Below are 23,036 nucleotides of genomic sequence, written 5' to 3'. Positions count from 1 at the left end.
GATAAATCTTGACAGGTTTATTTTCGACAGGATTAACAGGATTTACAAGATTGTAATCCACGAAATCCTGTTAATCCTGTCGAAAAAAACTGACATCACACTTTAGCCTGCGTAGTGCCGCCTTTCGTCATCGAAATATCGACGGGTTTGTTCGTCTGCCAGGAGCCACCCGTGAAGTCAGGTACGTCGATTGAGCTGGACCGATGCGCTACCGACCAGGCACTCAACGGCCCCACCGAACTCCAGAGTGCCGCATCGTACACGTCCTGATCAAGCGGCAATCCATTCCGCAGGCAGTCGATCGTACGCCAGTCCATCAGGAAATCCATGCCACCATGACCACCCACGTTTTTAGCAATTTCGCCCATTTTCTTCACAATGGGGGGCATATATTTCGTTTCCAGTTCTTTCACTTCTTTCTCGTTCATCCACTCATGACCCGTTGAGTAACGGGCTGGTTCGGGGTATTTTAAGGCTACGGCTTTGGTACCACTAATGAGCTGGATGCGGGAGTAGGGTCGGGGAGACGATACATCGTACTGCACCATAATGGTCTTTCCTTTTTTGGTGCGGATGGTGCTGGTGTTCATGTTGCCGTTAAACGACTTGTTGGCGTAGGGCTTGTAGAAATCATCGTTGGCTGCCAATTCTTTGGCCATCTTGCCCAGCACAAAATCGTTACTCGACATCGACGTCAGATAGTCCATCTGGTCGCCCCGGTTAATGTTCAGTACCTGACAAACCGGACCCAGGCCATGCGTTGGATAGAGGTTCCCTTTCCGTTGGCTCATTTCATTCAGTTCCCACATTTGGTAGAAGTGGTTTTTCGAGAAAACCAGCTCCTGCAGGTTGTGGATATAAGCCGCTTCGCAGTGGGCTATTTCGCCAAAGAATCCGTGCCGGGCCAGATTCAGGTTAAGCAGTTCGGTGAAATCGTAGCAGCAGTTTTCGACCATCATGCAGTGCTTTTTGGTTCGTTCCGAAGTTTCGACCAGTTGCCAGCATTCGTCGAGGGTTTTAGCTGCCGGGACTTCCACGCAAACGTGCTTCCCATGATTCATCGCGAACACCGCCATTGGCGTATGATAGGCCCAGGGGGTAAGGATGTAGACCAGGTCGAGGTCGGTGCGTTCGGCCAGTTTTTTCCAGACATCAGTGCTACCAGAATAAAGTTCGGGTTTGTGCCCATTGGGGTCAATTTTCGATTTCGCCAGATTGACACGCTCGCGCCGAAGATCGCACAGGGCTTTTATGGAGACACCTTCCAGTTTATTCAAGCGCTCAACAGCTCCAATGCCCCGGTTTCCAATACCAATAATCCCGACCCGAACGATGTCGAGTTTTGGAGCTGCGTAGCCGCTCATGTTAAACACCTGAGGTGAGGTTCGCTGGGCCTGTTCGGCAATAGCCTGTAGCTCATCGGGTGTTTGGGCATATACCGAAAGCGGAGTGCTTGCCAGTAGCCCCAGTCCCGTTTTCTTCAAAAAATCCCGACGGTTCGTTTCCATAGTGTTAGTATCTACTTTTTGTTTTTACCGCAGAGGTCGCAGGAGTTAAGCGCAAAGTACAAGAAGACAATAAGCTTAGCGCTCTCTGCGAATTCCCTAGCGCACTTTGGGTTAAAAGAGGATTCTGGTTGTAAATCAATGTTTATCCTGCAAGCACATCGCCCAGAAAAGCGGGTTTGTAACCGTTCTCGGTAGCCCATTGAACGGCCGTCAGAATACGTTCCCGATAGTCGGGCTGGTAGGCTTCGTAAAACGGATAGAAGTACTGTTCGTGAATCAGGAAATCGGCAAAGGGTGGCAGTCCCGATGGCTTATCGGCGTAGCTGTCCAGAAAGGGAACAATATCGGACAGGTCGGTTTTGTCGAGTACAATGCAGGCCCGGACGAACGAAATAGTTTCCTGATTATCGTGCCATACGAATCGCTTTTTCAGGTGCCTTCGTTGGGCCTCGGTCAGGTAATACGAAACCGCTGGCAGGTTATCATCGACATTGAAATAGCCCAGTTGTGCCTTATAGCCTGCATCGCGCAGCGCCCGCGACCCCTCCACCGTTGCTTCGCCCCAGTGGAGTGTTGTAACGGGGCCCCTAACAGCCTCCCCCGCAAACCGTTGAATTTCGGTGTTAACCACGGCGCAGTCCTGACTAACCTGTTCATAGCCCGCTTCGCGGTAGGGCATATCCGGGAATTCACCTTTAGCGTGAAAGCTGAGCCGTAACCAGTTGGCATTGGCCTGCCATTCGGCTTTGAACCGTGCCGGAAATTGCGACAGGTTGAAGCCATCGGTTTCGTAGAAGAGGTTCAGGTGGATTTTTGTGCCGTAGGTGTTGTGGACCTGCCGCAAAAACCCCAGATACGGGTTGTCGAACAGCGACTGATAGTTGTCTTTCTGTTGGTAAATATCGCGCAGAAACCAGATGTTGTCGTCGATCGACAGGCGGTAGTGGCCCGCAAAGTTCGGGAGCCAATAAACCGTAATGTGCTGGCTTTCGTTGGTGGTGCAATTATGAACGGTCAGCGTATTCTGAAACTGAGTTAATAGCACTTTTCCGGTAAACGTACCCTGCTTGTAGGAAGCGCCAATATTGTTGATTGTCAGGTAATGGGAAGCCGGAGCCGACACCCGTACGTCGATTTCCAGACCGGCATCGGTTCTGTTGCCGTCGCGGGCGTGGAGCATGTCGCCGTCGATAGGGTGCAAAAACTGAATAGTATTGTTCATGATGGTTAAAAGTCGGGGGTAAATTGTTGGACAAACGACCGGGCCGGGCCCTGCTTTTGCTGAATCTTATAGTCGAGCAGTTTCAGGTGCAGTTTGCGCCAGAGACCAAAATCAACATCGAAACGGCCCAATATCGTATTCAGCCGGTAGGGCATATTTTCCGACAGCCAGGCCTGCGCGTATTGTTGTTTGAGTTCGCCCGTTTCGTCCATGGCATCAACCAGCAGGCTATGGCATGGGTAGGTCAGATCGTAAAAAACATAATCCGGGTTTTTCTTTACAAGCATGGCGTCGTTCCAGCGATCGACAATGGCTTTGGCCCACAGAAACCGGCTGGCCGAATAGTTGATCAATCGGGCCGATACGAGCAACGAGTTGACATAGCTACTATCGGCGGTAGACTGGCGCAGTACCGAAATCAACCGGGACTGCGCTTCTTCGGTATGTTTACGGACCTGCTCAAAATCGGTCTGATGCTGGTTGGTAATAGTCAGGTAATAATCCGAAAACGGATTCGACCAGCTTTCGACCAGCGTGCCACGGGGCAGGCTTTGGGTATTTTTGCCAAGGCATTTTTCGAGGTAAGTTCCCGCCGTGGCCAGATGGTCGAAGGCCGCCTGCATATCGGTGGCCTGTGCCGGATACAGTACTGAGGCAAAGGCACCCGTAAAGGTAGCTTGGTTGGGGGCAGTGCCCTGCCAGGCTGCTATGCATCCGTAAGCCATAAACAGCCACGATGCCCGCACGAAGGGTTCGACCGAATCGGTCCAGACCGACGTGATGTAGCCCAGGGTGTTATGCCGAAGTCCGGTTTGCAGGCAGAGATCCATGTTGTTGTAGGTGTAGGTCGACGACGGGTAAATGTGCCCCCAACCCGACACGGCTGGCTGGATAAAAAACGGCTTTTTTTCGGTAAGAACAGGATTCAGGTACTGGTAAATGGCGGTGGTGTCGGGCGAGTATTCCCAGATGACGGGAATTACGTCTTTCGGAAATTTGCTGATGATATTCGGGTAAAACAGGCTCATGTCGGTCCAGGCCAGCAGGGTTTTGCCGTGCTGTTTCAGTTCTGAACTGACAAAACTCAACTGCTCAATGTAGAGCGTTTCGGGATTGAGGTGTGTCGATGAATCGCTGGCAATTCGTTTGGTTTCCCAGGTTTCATCGAAGCCAACGTGTATGAACGGACTGTTGAAGAGTTGCGTATACTGCCCGATCCAGTTTTTAAGCAGTGTCCGAACCGCCGGATTGCGTGGGTCGAGTTCGTGTCCGTAATGCCCAATGCCCAGCGAAGCGTACTTTTCGTTCCGTACCAACTCATGCAGATGACCGTAGAAGTTCACGAACGGAATCACGTCCATATGCCGCTCACGGGCGTAGGCAATGATGTCCCGAACCTGCTTCTGCGAATAGCTGGCTTTGTAGTTCAGCGTCGAAAAACCGTCGAGCTGGATACTCACCTCATTGTAGAAATAGTATTGATTGGTTTTCCAGCGGGCCAGAAAATCGATCTGTTTCTTAATTTCATCGACCGTAAGTAATCCACCGTGCGCAAAATCCATCATCACCCCCCGATAGGCCAGCCGGGGCTGATCGCGGATGGTCACAACCGGAAAATAGGCATTGCGGCCCTGCCCCTGTACTAACTGCCGGAGCGTCTGAACGGCATAATAGAGCCCTGTTGAGGTTTCGGCAGCGATGTCGATCCCTTTGGCGGTAATGCTCAGTGTATACTGTTCACGGGTGTTTCTTGTGGCAATTTCATCCGTACCGGGTAATTGATGCCCTGAGGTGTTAACCGTGTAACGAATGGTGGATGTGGCGGCCGACGAACTTTTCTTAACTGGCTGGCCCGATTGGGTGCTAACAAATTTACTGAATTCGGACAGTGCAAAAACAACGTCGGCCGCTGCGTTGGGTGCTATATATACCGACAGATTATGCACCGGTAACTCACCCTTTCCATACTGCACAGACTGTGGCACAGGCAACAGCGTTGGGGGCTGTTGGGCCTGTGCCGCACCCTGCAACCGGCTAATGAGGAAGACGATGATCCAGAAACGTTTCATGCGTGTTTGAATAAGCCTCTGGCCAACAGTAAACGGTTGGTCAGAGGCTGTTCCATTGATTAATAGGTAGCTCGCCCTCCCGACAGGTCGAAGGTGAAGCCAGTGGTAAAGCTGTTTTGGGGCGATATAATGTAGGCTGCCAGGTTAGCCGCTTCGTTGAGGGTACCGCACCGCTTCATCGGAATCTTGTCGGTCATGTATTTCACCTGCGCGTCGGGCATGGCATCAACCAGCGGTGTCTGAATAACGGCCGGTGCCAGTGCATTGACGGTGATGCCCCGTTCGGCATATTCTTTTCCCTGTACTTTAGCCATTGCAATCACGGCCGCTTTTGAGGCCGAGTAAGCCAGCATTCCGGCATTGCCTTCTTTCCCGGCAATAGACGCAATGTGCAGAATCCGACCGTAATTGCGGGCAAGCATCAGCGGCAACACGGCCTTTGAGGTATAAAAGCTACCCATAAAATTCACGTGAAATACTTTGTGCAGGTTTTCGCTGCTGACCTCGTGACTGTGTACGTTCGTAATACCCGTAATGCCTACGCAGTTGATCAGCGCATCAATTTTGCCAAATTGGGCATGGACTTTCAAAATGGCATCGTTCACGCGGGCTTCGTCGGTAACGTCGACACCAACAGATAAGGCATCGGGACCATATTTTCCAAAGGTTTTCTGCAACGCACTTTCATTAAAATCCAGCAGGCCAACCTGGGCGCCATCGGTCAGTAATTTGTGGGCAATGGCTAATCCAATCCCCGAAGCGGCTCCGGTAATCAGTACTACCTGTCCGTTAAAATCGTTCATACTGTGGCAAAGAGTTAAGGAGGAATGATGAATTATAAATGATGAATGATTATGTGAGAAGTGTCAGCTATTTCATTATTCATCATTCCTACACGATCAGGCTATTCGCAACGGGGCGAATGGCATAGTTTTCATCGTTGAGTAAATCCAGAATGCGGTTGTTAAGCTCGCGTATGTAGCTGACCGACGAAGGGTCGGGGATGTAAGCCGCCTTGCGGGCGATGCTGTTGCTTAAAACCCCTCGGGCGATGAGCAGTTCTTTCTCGGCATAGTGGAACAGTTCCATGTTTTGCAAGGAGAAGAAGATCTGCGGCATTACCTTTTCGAACAGTTCAAACGCTTTGGTTGTCTCGCCATTGGAACGCAGGGTAAAGATTTTCTGGAGAATATCGGCTACGGCCAGCCCCGGCATTACACCCCGGATGCCTACCGGTACCAGTTCGAGCATGTAGAGCCCTCCCCAGCCTTCGAAGAGGCCAATTTTATTCTCGGTGGCCTGAATGATTTGCTCAAATTTGGGTGCGCAGAGGGGTTCTTCCAGTTTGAGGTAGTTGAAATTAGGATGCTCATCCATTAGCCGTTTAATCAGGTCGACACTGATGGACGAACCACCGGGGTTGAAATCCTGAATCAGTACGGGGGTGTTGGGAATGGCCTGGAAAAACGCTGACAAATACTCCTGTATAGACGATTCGGGCAGGCTGAAAATGCGCGGTACCGCCAGCGAAATGACATCGGCGCCTGCTTCTACATTGGCCTGCGCCAATCGGATAGCTACTTTTAGTGATGGATGGTTAGACTGAGCAACAACTTTCATCCGACCGGCAGCGTGGTTGACCGCCACCCGAACCACCTGTAGTTTTTCGTCGTCGGTCAGTTTATAAAATTCACTGGCATAAGCGGGCAGGCAGGCAGCCCGGATTCCACCATCAATGGCAAAGTCGACTAAACTCCGAAGGGCCTCTTCGTCAATTTCTTCCGTTTCGGTGAATGGTGTGGGAATGATGGGAACTACACCAAAAAGTTCGTTGTCTGGGTTTGTCATAACTTTGCCGGTTCTTGATTGAGATTAACCATTTTTTTTTGTTGTACTTTACTATCGACAATAGATAGGATAAGGGTTGAGACGAGTACGAGTATGCCGCCAATAATGGCCTGTTTACTAAGGCTTTCGCCGAGCCAGATGGCCGCAATGGGCAGGCCCATAAACGTAATGAGGTAGTTGGATAAGGCGACCTGTGTCGCATCCAGATTCTTCAGGGCTTTAAAGAACAGAATCATCGACAGGAAGTTGTGGAAGAGCGTCAGCGACGTCATACCGATCCAGGTATTGGTTGTGAATTCCGGGATTCGGGCAAAGGTGTTGGGTTCGTAATAGAGCACCAGTGGAGTCAGCAGAATCGACATGACCAGATAGGTATAAAAAACCATTTCCATTTCGGTGAACCGATCCGCCACTTTCTTGCAACCTACGTTGTAGTAGGCATTACCCAGAATAGCCAGAAAAATCAGCACGTTGCCCAGCGCATACCGCGAACTTAAATCGACCCGTTTAATATCGTCGGTCGAGCACAGCGCTACCCCAAGGATGGCAATGACGAAGCTGATCCAGCGGGCGGTGTTCATTTTCTCTTTCAGAATAAGAAAGGCGAAAACGGCCGTGATGATGGGCAGTGTCATGACCAGAATGGCCGCATTGCTGGCCAGCGAATACTGGGTTCCCCAGGTCATGAGTACCTGCGATGGGAAAGCCCCCAGTGTGGCCAACTGCACAAAAATCAGCGCATCTTTCAGCTTTTTTCCGCCTTTCCGAAAGTCGCGGATAACAAACGGAGCCAGAAAGAGGGTGGCCAGCAGCATGGGAGCCCAGACCGTAAAATAAGGCCCGACCTGATCCTGGGTTAGCTTGATGCTGGTGAAGTGAAACGCCCAGATGAGGTTGCAGAAAAAGAGGATGGCCCACGAAACAAGAGATTTGTTCATAACATCGCGAGGAGTGTCTGGTTAGTCGAATAGGTTGCCAGTGCGTCATAATCCAGCTCGATGCCTAGTCCGGCTCCCTGCGGAACGAGGGCGGCTCCATTCTCGAACTGGATCGGTTCAACAATCAGATCGTCGGTACGGACCAGCTCGCCAAACAGATCGGATGGGAGGGTACAGTTGATACTGGCAGCAGCAATGTGTAACCCCATCGTTTCGGAAATGCCCAGGTCAACTTCAGAACCTCGCCAGCATTCTTTACCTTCCAGATGGGCGATTTCGGCCAGCAGAACCGAGTTGTAGGCCGACCCGTTGATGTTGTAGCCGTCGACCGCATCGGCTCGCACAAAGGCAATCATATCGCGAATGTCCTGGGTGTAAGGCAACGAAATGTGCCGGTACATCGGCATGCCCAGTGTTTCGCGCAGGTATTTAAATCCGGCCACATCGGCATGTAGAATGGGGTCTTCCAGGCCCAGCATAATAGACGGGTCTACGCCCTCCATGAGCCGAAGGGTTGTTTCAACGTCCGTCCAGCGCTGATTGGGATCGAGCAGAATTTTGATGCCGTCGCCACATTTTTTTCGGATTTCCTCGGTCCATAGTCGAACCGGGTCGTCGTCGGAGCATTTGAATTTAAACGCTTTATGGCCTTTCTGCATGGCTTCGTAGGCTTTCTGTGCGGCCTCTTCCGGCGTTCGGCGACCCGTCCAGCCAAAACAGTCGATTTGCTCCCAATAGGCTCCGCCAAGCAGTTGGTGGACTGGCACATGCAGCAGTTTGCCTACCACATCTAGCACCGCCGATTCGAAGGCTTCGTAAATGCGCTGATCAATAACCGGTAATCGGCGCCAGTTGAGTTTCAGTACATCCTGCCCTACAAACTGCTGCATGGCCTCGTAGAGGAGTTCGCCCAGGGCACTACGGTAGGTTTCGCCAATGCCCGTCAGGCCGTTCGCTAAGGTTAGCTGAATGATCCATTTGGGCTGGTTGGCAAACTCGGTCCAGCGTTCGCCAGTCAGGAATTTCTTGGCAAAGGCCGAGTCACTGTCAATCACCTCATCGGAATTCAGACTGCCGGGTTTGGCAGGAACAATAACTTCGGTGGCTTTTATTGATTGAATGATTGTCATTTACTGTCGTTGGCAGAGGTTGATGAATAGCGTTGGGCAAGTTTCCGAATGTCGTAGCTGAAATTGATGAACTGCTCTTCCCAGTGCTGCGCCGATTCGGGTGTGTACGGATAAAAACCCTGTGCGTTTTGCACTCCCTTCGCCCCCGCAGCCACTAGTTCTTCCATGAGTTTGGGCGTTTGGGTTGCGTTGCTGAGTTCGGGAAAAAGATCATTCATCACTGTCAGGTAGGCCGGTATGCCCGTTAGGTCCATGAACCGAAACGGCCCGGCGAAGGTGATCCAGTAGCCCAGGTCGTTACGAAGCGATCGGTCTACATCCTCAATGGTGGCATACCCATTTTCGACCAGATGGAAGGCTTCGCGGAGCATGGCATACATGATCCGGTTGGTGATGAACCCACGAATGTCTTTCCGCAGAAGCGATGGCTCTTTACCCCAGCTTTCGGCTAGTGCCACAACCTGTTTTGCATACTGAATATCTGACTCATTACCGCAAATCACTTCCATGAAGCGGGTGATGTGTGCAGGCTCAGCCCAGTGAATGCCCAATACTCGCTCAGGATGTTTCAGCCCGTTCTGGAGCACCGTAACCGGAATGGCCGACGTGTTGCTGCCGATAATAGCCGTGGGTGCCAGAACGGTTTCCAGCCGGTGGTAGACACTTTTTTTCTCCTCGATATTTTCGATAATCGACTCGATAACCACTTCATAATCGCGCAGGAGCGTTACGTCGTCGGTGATCGTCAGCCGATTCAGAACGGTTTCGGGCAATTCTGTTAACAAACCTTCATCCTGTAGCTGATGCAGAAAACCCAGTATTCGGTCACGGGCTTCGTTGGCCTGACTCAGCTCCTTCACCAGCGACATGACGGGATGACCAGCCGCCAGAATGCAGGTAGCAATGCTGCTGCCCATCAGGCCTAAGCCAACCGTGCCAATTGGTAGTTTTGGTGTTTGCGTCGTCATGCGTTAAGCTTGTTTAGCCGTAATACGAGCAATGGCGTCGATCTCGATCCTGATTCCATCCGACAAAACTGACTGAACCGTGGTGCGGGCCGGACGAATGCCGGTAAAGAACGAGCCGTAAGCCACATCGTAGCGATCAAACTCCCGAATGTCTTCCAGATGCACCGTACATTTTACAATGTCATCGATGGTGCCACCGGCCGCTTCTACAATTGCCCGAATGTGCGACAGGGTCAGTAGGGTTTCTTCCTCAATGGTACCGTGTTTTACGTCGCCCGTTGTCAGATCCAGAGGGCCTTGTCCACTGATAAACAGCAAATCGCCGACTAAGACACCGGCCGAGTAAGCGCCTGTGTTAATGGCTTTGTCGGGATGCTTGATTTCTATTTTACGCATGGTTTTGTTGTCAGGTTTTCGGATAATGGCCAGTTTTTAAACGATTCCAGAAACTGGATCAATCCAGCCAGTGCCTGATCGAACAGGTGTTTGCCTTTTTTGGCAGTACCAAGCTGGGGTTCGCCACTGCTGCCATTGCTGGAGATAAAGGCGGTTTGTTTAAAGACCGTAACACCCCGGTAAGGCTCATCGTCTTCCCAGCCGATGTAGCCATTTCGTTCGGGCCGCTGGGCCCGCTCTACCCGATCCATCCAGACTTTTTCGGGGAAAAGATGAAGCATCAGGCTGGTTTCGTATTCGCAGGCATGACTCAGCGCCGGGCTTTCCATGGGTGCCGAGCCTGCAAATGCTTTTCCACCCACTTCCCAATAGGTAGCTAATGCGATGGTTGGCTGATGACTCGCGTCGAACTGTTTACTCAGAACAGCCAATGCCTGTTTGACGGGGGTGATGTTGCCACCGTGTCCATTGAGCAACACAATTCGCTGATGCCCGCTCATAACCAGCGATTCAACCAGATTGGTTACCACCTGCGTGTAGAGTTCCGGCGCAAGACTTAGCGTGCCGCCAAACGACAGGTGATGGTGGCTGGAGCCGACCGGTAGCGTAGGGCAAAGCAGAACGGTGTCGGGAAGGGCTTTTTCGACTTCCTGGGCCATTCGGGTAACAATGTCCGTATCCGTCGAAACCGACAGGTGAGGGCCGTGCTGCTCGATAGCTCCGAGGGGAAGCACCACAACAGTGTCTGTTTTTACCTGCTGAATAGTCTGATAGGTGGATGCGTAAAACAACATACAGTTAATGTTTTGAACCGGATAAAGCAACGCGGCACCGGTAGACCGACAGTTTTTTATGATGTGTTCTGATCGCGGGAAATCAGAACACACCATAAAAATCATAAAGATCGGCGTTCTATTGGCTTAGTATCCAGGGTTTTGTTTTAACATAGGTGCGCCGTTCACCACACTGAGGTCAATCTGGGCTTGTGGGATCGGATAGAGTTCATTTTTTCCTTTCGTAAACATGGCTCCTTTCATGTAGGTGAAATCATAGCCCGGTATCGACGTTTCGTGCTGAACATAGGCATTCAGTGTACTGGCCATGTAGCCAGTGCCGTTGTCCCAGCGACGCAGGTCGAAGAAGCGGTGGCCTTCCATTGCCAGTTCCAGTTTACGCTCGAACCGAACGGCTTCACGGGCGAAATCCTTACCATTGGCCACAAACTGATCTGTGTAGAGACCCACTTTGTAGTTGGCTGCTGGCTCAGTTGTGTATCCTTTTAATGGGGCCGTGGGATCGATATACTTCTTCACCCAGCCAGCCGGATTAGCTGCCCGCGCCCGAACCTGATTGACATAGTCCTGTGCTTTGGCCAGCGAACCAATTTCTACTTCCACTTCAGCCGCCCACAGCAGCACATCGGCAAAACGAATCATGGTGTAGTTGTTGGAGGTCCAGCGCGAATACAGCGACGTTGTTGCCTGAGCCGCCTGATAGTAGATGGTTTTGATGGGACTATACGGACCCGCTACCGATTGCACTCGAATCCAGGCTTTGCCAGGGTGATTTCCCCAGTCGAGGTACGGAATACCCCGGCGGCCAACCGTCCAGTCGAGTCGTGCATCGAGCGTGCCGGCATAGGGCGTAAAGGGGGCACTGCTTTCGATCCCCTGATCGTTGGTGATGTCCGAATCGTTGAATGAGGTTAGCAGAGGTAATCCCGTGTTGGGGTCCGTTTTGTAGGAGTTGACGAGGCTAAACGACGGCTGATAGGCACCGCAGCAGGTGGCGGGGCCGCCCATTGGAAAGTTGAGTGCATCGCCGTAGTTGCCGTTCTGGTAGGTTTGATCGATCGACATCTGGACCGCAAAAACTGACTCGGCACTGTTCTTTTTCAGCGGATTGAAGTTGTCGGCAAAATTGACCAGCGCATATTTAGTGCCCGAAGCCGTTACACCATTGGCGATAATGTCGTCAAGTAACGGTTTGGCGTCGGTATATTTATCCTGAAACATATATACTTTGGCCAGAAACGCTTTGGCTGCCCAGCTATTGGCTCGCCCTACATCCGACTTGGTAGCGCTGAGGTTATCGGCGGCAAATTTAAAATCGGCCTCCAGTTTCGACCAGACCGATGCCGTGTTCGCTACATTGTAGTTCCCATTGGCATAGCTGATGGTTTGGTCGACGTACGGAACGTTTTCCCAGAGTTTAGCTGCTTCAAAATGATAGACCGCCCGCAGAAATGTAGCTTCGGCTTTAATCTGAAGGGCTTCGGCTTCGGTTAAGGAGTTGTCCTTTACCTGAGCCAGCACCCGAAGTACGTCGTTGGCTCGTTGCACACCCGCATACAACACAATCCATTTGTTGTTGAAGGGAGCCATCGTTGGGTCGTAGTTATAACTTTCTACCGACTCCATTGGTGGCAGGGCTGAGGCCTGGGTGCCCGTGTGGGCATCGTCGGAGGTGACGCCCCCATAAATCCAGTTGCTGACCCCAATAAAATAATAGGTAGTGTTCGGAACCCCCCAACCGTCGAGGAGGGAGTAGGCACCCACGAGCAGGCCGTTAACCCCCGCTTTGTTGGCCAGCGTCGATTCGCTGGTGGCACCAATAGCCTGTACTTCGAGGTATTCCTTTGTGCAGGAATTTGTTGCTGTTAAAAATACCAGGCAACACGATAAGCTGACAAGTATGTGCTTATAATTCATGATCGATGGCGGTTTGAGGTATTTTTAAAAAGAGATGTTAAGACCCAGGATGTAGTTTTTCTGATTGCTCGGATAGTTGGCATAGTCGACGCCAAAGGCCGAACTTACTCCGCTTACCTCAGGATCGAGGCCGCTGTAGTTGGTAATCATAAACAGGTTGGCTCCCTGTGCGTAGACCCGAACTTTGTTCAACCCAACTTTCCGAAGTAGTTGTGGACTTACGGTATAGCCAATGATTAGCGAGCGCATTTTCAGAAAGGAACCATTCTCGACATAAAACGAGTTGGAAACCCCCGACGAACTAAACGAACCCGTCGACTCAACCTTCGGAATAGCGGTATTGGTGTTTTCGGGTGTCCAGGCATTTAGCAGGTCGTTGCTCTTGGCACCTACATACGTGCTGAAGAAGTGCGTGAACGACTTGACGGTATTATAAATCTCATTGCCCTGCGAACCGTAGAGCGTTGTCGAGAAATCGAAGCGCTTATACGTTAGCCCCAGATTCAGACCATAGGTGAAATCGGGATTCGGGCTACCGAGAAACGTGCGGTCACTGGCGTCGATTTTACCGTCGCCATTAATGTCCTGGTATTTGAAACGACCAGGAGCGGCCCCACTCTGAGTAGGCGCAGCGGCCACTTCGGCATCGCTGTTGAAGAGGCCAATGACTTTATAGCCGAAGAACGAACTGACTGGCTGGCCAACCTGATTGCGGATGACGTTGCCCAGGTTCTGCGTATTGGCAGTTTCGAAATAACCCGGCGACGGAATACTTACGACTCTGTTGTTGTAGGTGGTAATGTTGGCACCAAGGGTGAAATGAAGATCGCTATTAACGGTACCTCTATACGTAAGGCCAATGTCGAAACCTTTATTCTGAATATCGCCTACATTAACCGTAGGTGCCGTAGCACCACCAACGGTAGCAGGCAGAGTCTGGGGAAACAACAGGCCATTGATCGACTTCTTATAGTATTCTATGGACAGGTCGAGTTTGTTGAACAGGGTTGCATCGAAGCCCACGTTGGTCATAACGTTTTCTTCCCAGCCCGTGTTGGGGTTGCCAATGTTGGTTTGGGTAAATCCCTGAACAATTTTACCGGCCCCTGCAATGTCATAATAAGCATCGTAGAACGAACCGCCAAAAAGCGTAAAGGCATTTTGTGGGCTGACGTTATTTTGCGAACCCAAAACGCCATAACTGGCCCGTACTTTCAGGTCGTTGAGCCACGAGATGTTTTTCATGAAGGCTTCACTGCTGATCCGCCAGGCTGCCGAAACCGAAGGAAACGTACCGAACCGGCGCTGCGAACCAAACTGCGATGAGCCATCTCTGCGGACGGTTACACCCACCAGGTATTTTTCATCGAATGAATAGTCGACCCGGCCAAACAATGAGAACAAGGTATTTTCGTAGGCGCTACTCGTATTGGTTACGTTTGAGGTTCCGTTGGTAAGCGTCAGGTAATCGAAATTAGAAGAAAAATACCCGCTGCTCGATGCCGTTACGGCCCGGCCATAGTTGCGGATTGCTTCGGAACCGACGATGGCTTTCACGCTATGTTTACCAAGCTGATTGTTGTAGGCCAGCGTGTTGGTCCACATGGTGTTGCTGTTATACAGCGCGGTTTCGGCAAACGAATTTGGATTGGTGTTGCCCTCCGAATTGTTGTAGGGTGTAAAGGTGAAGTTGGTTGCGTACTGATTGTCGATGGTGCCACTAAAACTGGTGCGAGCCGTGAAGTGCTTCAGGAAATCGACTTCGGCAAACACATTGCCTACCACATCCCAGGCATTGCTTTTGTTGTTGACCGTATTCATCTGAACGGCTACCGGGTTGGAAGAGCTACCCAGTTCAGGACCATCGAAGGTGCCGCCGTAATTACCTTTGATGTCATAGACCGGAATAATCGGCATGGCACGGTAAGTCCAGGCAATGGGGTTACCGCTGCTCAGGTTGTCGAAAGTTGGGTTTTGCTTGTAAAAGAAGTACGCGTTTTCGCCGATACGAACGTTATTCTTGATCTTAAACTGCGTATTGACCCGTCCCGAATAGCGTTTCAGATAGCTTTTCAGCATGGTGCCCTGCTGGTTGAAATAGTTTAGCGAAACCATGTAGTTCGACTTGTCGGTGCCGCCACTGGCCGTGAGGTTATGACTGGTGATGGGGGCCGCTTTGAAGAGTTCATGAAACCAGTCTGTCCCATTTTTATTGACTTTCTGAATCAGGTAGTTGTTGGCCGGATTGGTAGCGTCGAAATTATACTTCGACGGATCTACGGCTGCATCGCCTTCATTGCCAACACCCGTTGCGCCAGGGCCCCGGTAGGTGTAGTCGGGTAAACCGTTCTGAAACAGGCCCGTAGTTGGGTAGGCAACTTTGGTTAGCCGGGCAAAATCCTGCGAATTCATCAGGTTAAATACGTTGCCCTGCAATGGAACCTGAGTGCCATAATAGGCGTCGTAGGCAATGGTTGGTGCGCCCGATTTGCCTTTTTTGGTGGTAACAATAATAACACCGTTAGAGGACCCCCGCACGCCATAGATGGCCGCAGCTCCGGCGTCTTTCAGCACCTGAATCGATTCAATATCACTGGAGCTGACGTCGTTCAGTTCGGCCTGAACCCCATCGATCAGAACCAGCGGTTTCGTGCTGCCAAAGGAGCTAATGCCCCGAATGAAAATATTGCTGCTGCTGCCGGGTGCTCCCGAATTAATGATGTTCACTCCTGGAGCCTGACCCTGTAACGCCTGCACAGCCGAGCCTGCCGGAATCGATTTTAGAGCCTTCATGTCGACAATCGAAACCGAACCCGTAATGTCTTTCTTTTTCTCTGACGTATAGCCTGTTACAACTACTTCGCTGAGCGATGTTGCGGCCGGAGCCAGTGCAATAGTAAGGTTTGTTTGTGCCCCAACCGCAAGTTCCTGGGTCTGATAGCCGATATACGACACCACAAGGCTGGCATTGACCGGAACGGTGAGCGTAAAACTACCGTCGGCATCGGTTGAGGTTCCACTGGATGTGCTTCCTTTGACCAGTACGTTGGCACCGGGAATCGGTTGCTGGTCTTCGGCACCAATAACTTTACCAGAAATCAGGTTTTGTCCGTTAACGAGAACGGCCGAGAGCATGCCCAGGAGCAGCATGCACAATTTTTGTTTTCGCAGACGTAGTGAGTAGGTCATAATTTAGTTTTTGTAAAAGAGTTACGCGTTTATGGAGGTTTATTGGCAAATTCCGTTTCGTACTCATACGCTCAGCGCATTCTGTTCAGGTTACTTGTAGAATGGCTCCAACTACTCAGTCTTTAGTTAAAAATCGTATCGGTTGCATGATCACATTGCTTTTACTACCCACAGTGCAATGAGCAACTGTGGAATTAGAAATTGGCTTACTGATCGGATTTATGTGGAGGGTAAGGGAGTTGTATTACGCCCTATGGTTGAATTTTGATTACAAATAAAAGGTAATTTTGTAAACAAAAAAAATTTTGAAATTATTTTTTGTCCTGGCAGTTTAAGACCCTGCTCCATGAAGGTTAGTAGGCTTTTGACAGTTATAATCTGTTTACAAAGCAGCCAGCTGTGGCCTGCGGGCGCAGATACCTCCTTTTGTTGTTGACGAATGAGCTAATAAGCAAGAAGGCCCATTGTAAACGGGCCTTCTTGCTTGAGTTTTTCTGGAAAGGTTGGTTAATGGGAGCTTAAGCGATCAGTCAATATCGATGGATGACACTTCACCCCGGATCAGGTGTTTGGTTAAAGTGTCCTGTGCTAGTTGTAAGTCTTTATTCTTTAGGGCTTTAACAAGTTGGCGGTGTTCCATGTCGGTTTGTTCGTAGTCGTCCATGTGCATCTGCGTTTTGCCAATTTTCTGATGAAATAGCGGAATGTTGCTGATCTGGTAAATATCCATCAGTTTGCTGTTACCAGCCGAATCGATCAGGGTTTCATGGAATTTCATGTCTGCTTCCAGGGCACCACTCAGATACCCCCGCTCGACCATTGCTGAAAAGTCGTCGCAGATGGCTTCGAGTTTAGTAATCTGTTGATCGTCAATTTTCTGGATAGCCAGCCGGATAGCGCCCAATTCAAGGATTTCCCGAATTTCCCGCATTTCCCGTATGTCGCTGGCAGTTAGTGATTTTACGAAATAGCCGCCTTTCTCGCCAAAAACCACCAGTTGTTCTCCCTGCAATCGGGTTAGGGCCTCGCGAACGGCAATTCGGTTAACCTCCATTTTTTTGGCCCACAGGTCTTCTTTTAGCCGGGTTCCAGCCACTAACTGGTTCGATAGAATCTTACGTCTTATCTCGCTATATACTTTGTTGGCTAACGAATCAGCTTTCATTTTGTAAACAAAAATATAGGTATATAATTAACAAATTAAGCTAGTTTTAGTAAAGGTACTAAAATATTTTACTTCTTCATGATCATCTGTCAACTGCTGCCAGTTAATTGGATTTTGCGAATCAATAATTAAGTTTATCAAATTGTTGCCTTTAATACTGGTACCATTGCCACCCTTTAACGATCCCATCTTGCATGGTCTGGAAACAGGTAACAGATCCCTTTAACAATATTATACTATCGGTACTGATTGCAGCGGTGCCCATTCTGTTCATTTTCTGGGCGCTGATTATCCGGAAGATGAAAGGCTATCAGGCCAGTCTGATTGCAACAGGAATTGCTGCCGTTATTGCTATACTGGTCTATGGGATGCCCGTAAAACTGGCGATGCTATCCGTTGCACATGGAGCCATTTATGGCTTGTTCCCAATTTGCTGGCTGGTTATTATGGCCGTATTTCTCTTTAACCTGACCGTCAGGAGCGGTCAGTTTGAGATTATCAAGCACTTTATGGCCTCCATCACGGCCGACCGGCGGTTGCAGGCGTTGTTGATCGCCTTTTCATTTGGTTCGTTTCTGGAAGGAACGGCCGGGTTTGGCGCACCGGTGGCCATTACGGCGGCCATGCTGGTTGGGCTTGGCTTCAATCCGCTCTATGCGTCCGGAATTTGTTTAATTGCCAATACAGCTCCGGTGGCGTTTGGCTCTATTGGTATTCCCATTACGGTGGCTTCGCAGGTGTCGGGGATTCCCGAACTTCCCATTTCGCAGATGGTAGGTCGAACCTTGCCGATTTTGTCGCTCATGCTGCCGTTTTATCTGGTTACGATTGTTGCCGGATTTAAAAAAGCGCGTGAGGTTGGCCCGGCGGTTCTGGTATCAGGACTTACGTTTGCTTTTCTCCAGTATTTTTCGTCGAATTTTCTGGGGCCGTCCCTGCCCGATGTCATTGCGGGTCTGGGCTCAATTATCAGTCTGATGATTTTTCTCCGGTTCTGGAAACCCAAAACAATCTGGCGATTTGAGGACGAACCAGCGGCTACCCTCCCTTCTGTTACGGCCTATTCGGCTGGACAGCTTATTCGGGCATGGTCGCCCTTTCTGGTGCTGACGATCATGATTATTGCCTGGGGGTTACAGCCCATCAAAGATGCCTTGAATTCGGTCGGAATGCTTCAGTTTGAGTTTCCGGGGCTGCATAATGCAATTCAGGGAGAAGATGGCGGACTGCTTCCCAAGGTTTTTAAGGTCAATTATCTGACGGCTGCCGGAACGGCTATTCTGATTGCTGCCTTGCTGGCTATTCCGTTGGCAGGCCTGACGTATCGGAAGGGGCTTTCGGTATTTGGGGCTACGCTAACTCAGTTGAAGTTTCCGATTTTGACCGTTGCGGCCGTATTAGGGTTTGCCTATATCGCCAATGATTCGGGCATTACGCTGACGCTGGCGCGGGTATTAGCCAATACGGGTACATGGTTCCCCTTCTTTGCCCCCGTATTAGGCTGGCTGGGCGTGTTCATTACGGGTTCCGACACCTCGGCAAATGCGCTGTTCAGTAAACTTCAGTTTGCTACCGCCCAAACAATCGGTGTCGACCCGGTGGTGACGGTGGCGGCCAATGTCTCGGGGGGCGTTGTTGGGAAAATGATTTCTCCCCAGTCCATTGCGGTGGCCGCAGCGGCCGGCGACTTGGTTGGCCGCGAGGCCGAGCTGTTCCGCTTTACCGTTAAGCATAGCTTTATTATGCTGCTGTTTATCTGTTTTCTGACATTGGCACAGGCCTACGTCATTAAATGGATTATTCCGATCTATGAACTGCTGACGGTCAAAAGTTCGGTAACCACTCCCAACTTAACTACGGGCTACGTCTATCTGCTTATTCTCGCCATTTTGCTGGTGTCAATCGCCATTGCTATCCTGCGCCATGCCCGCCGGAATCAGCAAATAGCTGAATTTGAATGATTGAATTGTTGAATTATGGCTCGCCTTTACATTTTGTGAATGACAAGTTTGGTAAACATTCAACAATTCAATTTCCCCCGCAATAGCCTGTTTTCCGGGCATGAACGTACTATAGCAAAGCGGGCCGTCGACCGTCGGCACTAGAAAACAATGAACACGAATCAAATGGAGCAACTGGCCATTCGGGGTGGTGAAAAAACAGTAAAGGCGACATTTCCCTGGCCTATCTACGATGAAACCGAAGTAGAAGCTGTCGCCAATGTAGTACGAAGCGGTCAGTGGGGCAATCCCGATTGTGCCGATCTGGTTGCTCGTTTTGAGGAGCAGTTTGCAGCTTATTGTGGAAGCAAATATGCCATTACCTGTGTCAATGGCTCGGTATCGTTGCGGATGGCTCTGATGGCCTGTGGATTGCGCCCCGGCGATGAGGTAATTGTGCCACCCTATACGTTTATTGCTACGGCTTCGGTTGTGCTGGAAATCAATTGTGTGCCCGTTTTTGTAGACATCGATCCGCAAACCTATAATCTCGATCCATCGAAAATAGAAGCCGCCATCACGAGCCGAACTAAAGCAATTGTTCCGGTGCATTTTGCCGGACTGGCCTGCGACATGGACGCTATTCTGGACATTGCCCGTCGGTATAACCTGCGGGTTATTGAAGATGCCGCTCATGCGCATGGGGCCGAATACAACGGCCGGAAATTGGGTACGTTTGGCGATGCGGGTAGTTTTAGTTTTCAGTCGTCGAAGAACCTGACCAGTGGCGAAGGTGGAATCGTGATAACGGACAGCGACGAGCTCTACGAAACGATTAACTCGCTTCGGAATGTGGGCCGGTTGCCGCATGGCCAATGGTACGATCATTTTAATCCCGGCTGTAATTATCGCATTACCCAGCTCCAGGCGGTCTTATTGTCGGAGCAGTTGAAACGGCTCGATGAGCAGACCCGCGTTCGTGACGAAAATGGCTTATATCTAAATAGTTTGCTGGCTACGATTGCTGGCGTGGTTCCATTGAGTCGTGGTGATGTTGCCATGCGGCATTGTTATCACCTGTACATTTTCAAATACGACAAAGCAGCGTTTGCGAATCTGCCCAGGAAAACGTTTGTCGAGATGTTGTCGGCCGAAGGCGTGCCCTGTTCGGCTGGGTATCCGCATCCGCTATATAAGCAGCCCGTGTTTCAGCAGAAAAACTTTATGTGCTATGCCATTCCCGACTCAGTCGATTACACACAGGTAAGCTGCCCCGAAGCCGAACGGGCCTGTGCCCACGAAGCTGTCTGGATTTTTCAGCACGCCATGCTCGGAACAAAAGCCGATATAGAGTCCTTTGCGCAGGCTATCCGTAAAATTCAGCTAGCAGTTGCCCGTGAATGACAAACACATGGTTGTCCGCAGAGGCCGCAAGTAGCCCTACTATGGATAATTTTTGATTTATTAAAGTGTTTTTTTTGACAGGATGAACAGCCGGGCCGATGTTTCGGATTTTCATCCTGTCAAAAAAAACTTGTCCTCTCCTGAATCCATGAAGTATAATCGTTTTTGTCAGGGTCTACTCAACGTTCTGGTCGTGCTCATTTCCTGTACGTATAGCGTAGCCCAATCGATCAATCTGAAGCAGGCCGTTATCCTGGTATCGCCATCTGTTCCGTCGCCAATGCGCGAAACGGCTCCCCGAATGCTGAGTGAAGAAATTGCGAAGCGAACGGGTATTCAATTGGCTAAATCGGCAGGCTGGCCTAAAAATAACATAACCCGTATTGCGCTGGTACTGGCCAGTGACAACGAATTGGAGGGCGTTCAGATTCCGGCTTCTGCAACTACTGATCGACCAGAACAAAAACCTGAAGGGTTCCGGGTCGTTAGCGAACAGGCGCCAACCGGTACAACACTCTGGGTAATTGGAGCCGATAGTCGGGGAATTTTGTTCGGAACGGGCTGGCTGTTGCGGAATCTGCTAATGGATCGTAAGCAACTTACGCTGGCGGGACCGGTCAATGTTGCCCTATCGCCCGCTTATCCAATTCGTGGACACCAGTTAGGGTATCGGAATACGGCCAATTCATACGATGCCTGGACGGTTGCCCAGTTCGATCAGTACATCCGCGATCTGGCTATTTTCGGCACCAACGCCATCGAAGGTATTCCGTTTCACGAAGACGAGAAACCCAGCGTTCATTTCAAAATTCCGGCGGCAGAAATGCGGGTAAAAATGAGTGAGATCTGCCAGGCCTACGATCTGGATTACTGGGTCTGGACACCTGCTACCTTCGAGCTAACCGATGCGTCGAAGCGGCAGGCTGAGCTGGCGATGCATGAGACTTTTTATAAAGCCTGTCCCCGGCTCGACCATATCTTTTTTCCCGGTGGCGACCCTGGCGATAACCACCCAAAAGATGTGATGCCGTTTCTGAAAGACCTGCACGACCGATTGGTAAAATACCATCCGAAAGCGAAAGTCTGGATTTCATTACAGGGGTTTAATGTCGAACAGATCGATTATTTCTACGATTATCTGGCTCAACAGAAGCCCGATTGGTTAGCAGGTGTTGTATACGGGCCAGGTAGCCCATCACTTTCCGAAACCCGCTACCGATTGCCCGAACAGTATCAGCTTCGGCAGTATCCCGACATTACCCACACGGTCCGCTGCGAATTTCCGGTCGAACGCTGGGATCAGGCCTATGCGCTTACGCTGGGCCGGGAAGCTTCCAACCCACGCCCTTATTTCTACGCCCGGGTTCAGGATGCAATGGCACCGTTTACTGATGGATTCGTTTCGTATTCCGATGGATGCCACGACGATGTGAACAAGGTCGTTTGGAGTATGCACGCACTGGATGCATCGATGCCCGTTCACCAGATTTTGAAAGAGTATGGCCGCTTTTTTATGAGTCCACAACTGGACGAATCTGTTGCCAACGGCATTGAAGCACTGGAACAAAACTGGAATGGCCCGCTGGCGCAGAATGGTGGGGTTGAAGCAACCGTCAACTTCTGGAAATCGCTCGAAACCGCTAACCCAATCCTGGCAACAAACTGGCGCTGGCAACTTCTCTTACTGCGGGCCTATTACGATACGTATACACGTAGGCGTTTGCTGTATGAACAGAATCTTGAAGCTCAGGCAAACACGCTCTTAGTGCAGAAAGCCGATAAGGAACCTGACAAGGCCATGCAACAGGCTCTTGAGCTGCTCAATCGGGCCGACTCCCAGCCAACCGCGCCGGAGTTGCGGGCAAAAATTGAGCGGTTGTGTGCCGATTTATACACGTCTATTGGTCTTCAGACCAGCGTGCCCAAATATAAGGCCAAAGGCTATGAACGGGGAAGTCTGCTCGATTTTGTCGATTATCCGCTGAACAATCGCTGGTGGCTGGCCGACGAATTCGAGAAAGTTCGCGGCCTGAAATCGCCGGATGAAAAAGCTAAACGCCTGATTGAAATCGGCACGTGGGAAACCCCCGGAACGGGGAGTTATTATGATGATGTGTCGAGCGTAAGTAAAGGACCACGGGTGAAAACCATCTCTGATGATGCCACTGACATTGCCTGGTGGAAAGATGGGTTTAGCCGTGCCCGACTGTCGTCGCAAACGTTTCAGCGAAGCCCGTCGCTGGATTATGCCAACCTGGACCCTGGTGCCCATTATATTATTCGCGTGGTGGGTTTTGGGGAGGCTTTGCTGCGGGTAGATGGTAAGCGCTTAAGTCCAGTCAAGTACAATCGGGAGGCCGATGCGGTGAAAGAATGGATTGTTCCATTGGCCGATACGCAGGATGGGCGTATCAGTGTTACCTTCGATGAGCCGGAAGAATCGCACCTGAACTGGCGCCAAAATTCCCGAATCTCAGATATCTGGCTCTTGAAAGAGACGGTGAACAAGTAAAGTAAATGGGGAGTTTAGATAGCCGTGTCCTTATTA

The 23,036-nt window shown here is 50.6% G+C and carries 16 protein-coding genes; 3 read left to right on the top strand and 13 right to left on the bottom strand.

Annotation, left to right across the window (positions count from 1 at the left end):
- Window positions 1-95 precede the first annotated feature (95 nt).
- The 13 genes from WBJ53_RS18710 to WBJ53_RS18650 all read right to left on the bottom strand — a co-directional run bounded on the left by WBJ53_RS18710 (window position 96) and on the right by WBJ53_RS18650 (window position 17,144).
- Window positions 96-1,508 (bottom strand): Gfo/Idh/MocA family oxidoreductase, encoded by a 1,413-nt coding sequence (locus tag WBJ53_RS18710; RefSeq protein ID WP_338868893.1) that lies wholly within the window; start codon window positions 1,506-1,508, stop codon window positions 96-98.
- A gap of 142 nt (window positions 1,509-1,650) precedes the next feature.
- The gene (locus tag WBJ53_RS18705) at window positions 1,651-2,730 is read right to left on the bottom strand and encodes a hypothetical protein (protein WP_338868891.1); all 1,080 of its coding nucleotides are present in this window, start codon (window positions 2,728-2,730) and stop codon (window positions 1,651-1,653) included.
- A gap of 5 nt (window positions 2,731-2,735) precedes the next feature.
- Entirely contained in the window at window positions 2,736-4,799 is a 2,064-nt protein-coding gene (locus tag WBJ53_RS18700; RefSeq protein ID WP_338868889.1) for a beta-N-acetylhexosaminidase, read from the bottom strand.
- Window positions 4,800-4,858: 59 nt separating this feature from the next.
- The gene (locus WBJ53_RS18695) at window positions 4,859-5,602 is read right to left on the bottom strand and encodes an SDR family NAD(P)-dependent oxidoreductase (RefSeq protein ID WP_338868887.1); all 744 of its coding nucleotides are present in this window, start codon (window positions 5,600-5,602) and stop codon (window positions 4,859-4,861) included.
- An 88-nt stretch (window positions 5,603-5,690) separates the two neighbouring features.
- The gene (locus tag WBJ53_RS18690) at window positions 5,691-6,647 is read right to left on the bottom strand and encodes a dihydrodipicolinate synthase family protein (RefSeq protein ID WP_338868885.1); all 957 of its coding nucleotides are present in this window, start codon (window positions 6,645-6,647) and stop codon (window positions 5,691-5,693) included.
- On the bottom strand, window positions 6,644-7,585 hold the full coding sequence (locus WBJ53_RS18685) for a DMT family transporter (protein ID WP_338868884.1): 942 nt from the start codon (window positions 7,583-7,585) through the stop codon (window positions 6,644-6,646). The genes WBJ53_RS18690 and WBJ53_RS18685 overlap by 4 nt, the downstream gene beginning before the upstream one ends.
- Window positions 7,582-8,715, bottom strand: a complete 1,134-nt coding sequence (locus tag WBJ53_RS18680) for a mandelate racemase/muconate lactonizing enzyme family protein (RefSeq protein WP_338868882.1) — start codon at window positions 8,713-8,715, stop codon at window positions 7,582-7,584. The genes WBJ53_RS18685 and WBJ53_RS18680 overlap by 4 nt, the downstream gene beginning before the upstream one ends.
- On the bottom strand, window positions 8,712-9,683 hold the full coding sequence (locus tag WBJ53_RS18675) for a 3-hydroxyacyl-CoA dehydrogenase family protein (RefSeq protein ID WP_338868880.1): 972 nt from the start codon (window positions 9,681-9,683) through the stop codon (window positions 8,712-8,714). The genes WBJ53_RS18680 and WBJ53_RS18675 overlap by 4 nt, the downstream gene beginning before the upstream one ends.
- Before the next feature lie 3 nt (window positions 9,684-9,686).
- Window positions 9,687-10,079, bottom strand: a complete 393-nt coding sequence (locus WBJ53_RS18670; protein WP_338868879.1) for a Rid family hydrolase — start codon at window positions 10,077-10,079, stop codon at window positions 9,687-9,689.
- Entirely contained in the window at window positions 10,067-10,873 is an 807-nt protein-coding gene (locus WBJ53_RS18665; protein ID WP_338868877.1) for a creatininase family protein, read from the bottom strand. The genes WBJ53_RS18670 and WBJ53_RS18665 overlap by 13 nt, the downstream gene beginning before the upstream one ends.
- Window positions 10,874-10,999: 126 nt before the next feature.
- Entirely contained in the window at window positions 11,000-12,790 is a 1,791-nt protein-coding gene (locus tag WBJ53_RS18660; RefSeq protein WP_338868876.1) for a RagB/SusD family nutrient uptake outer membrane protein, read from the bottom strand.
- Window positions 12,791-12,814: 24 nt separating this feature from the next.
- Entirely contained in the window at window positions 12,815-15,940 is a 3,126-nt protein-coding gene (locus tag WBJ53_RS18655) for a TonB-dependent receptor (protein ID WP_338868874.1), read from the bottom strand.
- Window positions 15,941-16,505: 565 nt separating this feature from the next.
- On the bottom strand, window positions 16,506-17,144 hold the full coding sequence (locus WBJ53_RS18650; protein WP_338868873.1) for a GntR family transcriptional regulator: 639 nt from the start codon (window positions 17,142-17,144) through the stop codon (window positions 16,506-16,508).
- 194 nt (window positions 17,145-17,338) lie between these two features.
- Between WBJ53_RS18650 and WBJ53_RS18645 the strand changes: the two genes are divergently transcribed.
- The 3 genes from WBJ53_RS18645 to WBJ53_RS18635 all read left to right on the top strand — a co-directional run bounded on the left by WBJ53_RS18645 (window position 17,339) and on the right by WBJ53_RS18635 (window position 23,000).
- On the top strand, window positions 17,339-19,105 hold the full coding sequence (locus WBJ53_RS18645) for a lactate permease LctP family transporter (RefSeq protein WP_338868871.1): 1,767 nt from the start codon (window positions 17,339-17,341) through the stop codon (window positions 19,103-19,105).
- Window positions 19,106-19,255: 150 nt separating this feature from the next.
- Window positions 19,256-20,488: a DegT/DnrJ/EryC1/StrS family aminotransferase gene (locus WBJ53_RS18640; protein ID WP_338868869.1), complete on the top strand. Its 1,233-nt coding sequence runs from the start codon at window positions 19,256-19,258 to the stop codon at window positions 20,486-20,488.
- Window positions 20,489-20,636: 148 nt separating this feature from the next.
- A complete protein-coding gene (locus tag WBJ53_RS18635; RefSeq protein WP_338868867.1) occupies window positions 20,637-23,000 on the top strand; it encodes a hypothetical protein in 2,364 nt (787 codons plus the stop codon).
- Window positions 23,001-23,036: the final 36 nt, after the last annotated feature.

The organism is Spirosoma sp. SC4-14, from assembly GCF_037201965.1.
Taxonomy (GTDB): Bacteria; Bacteroidota; Bacteroidia; order Cytophagales; family Spirosomataceae; genus Spirosoma.
This window is presented reverse-complemented; position numbering and strand designations above follow the sequence as displayed.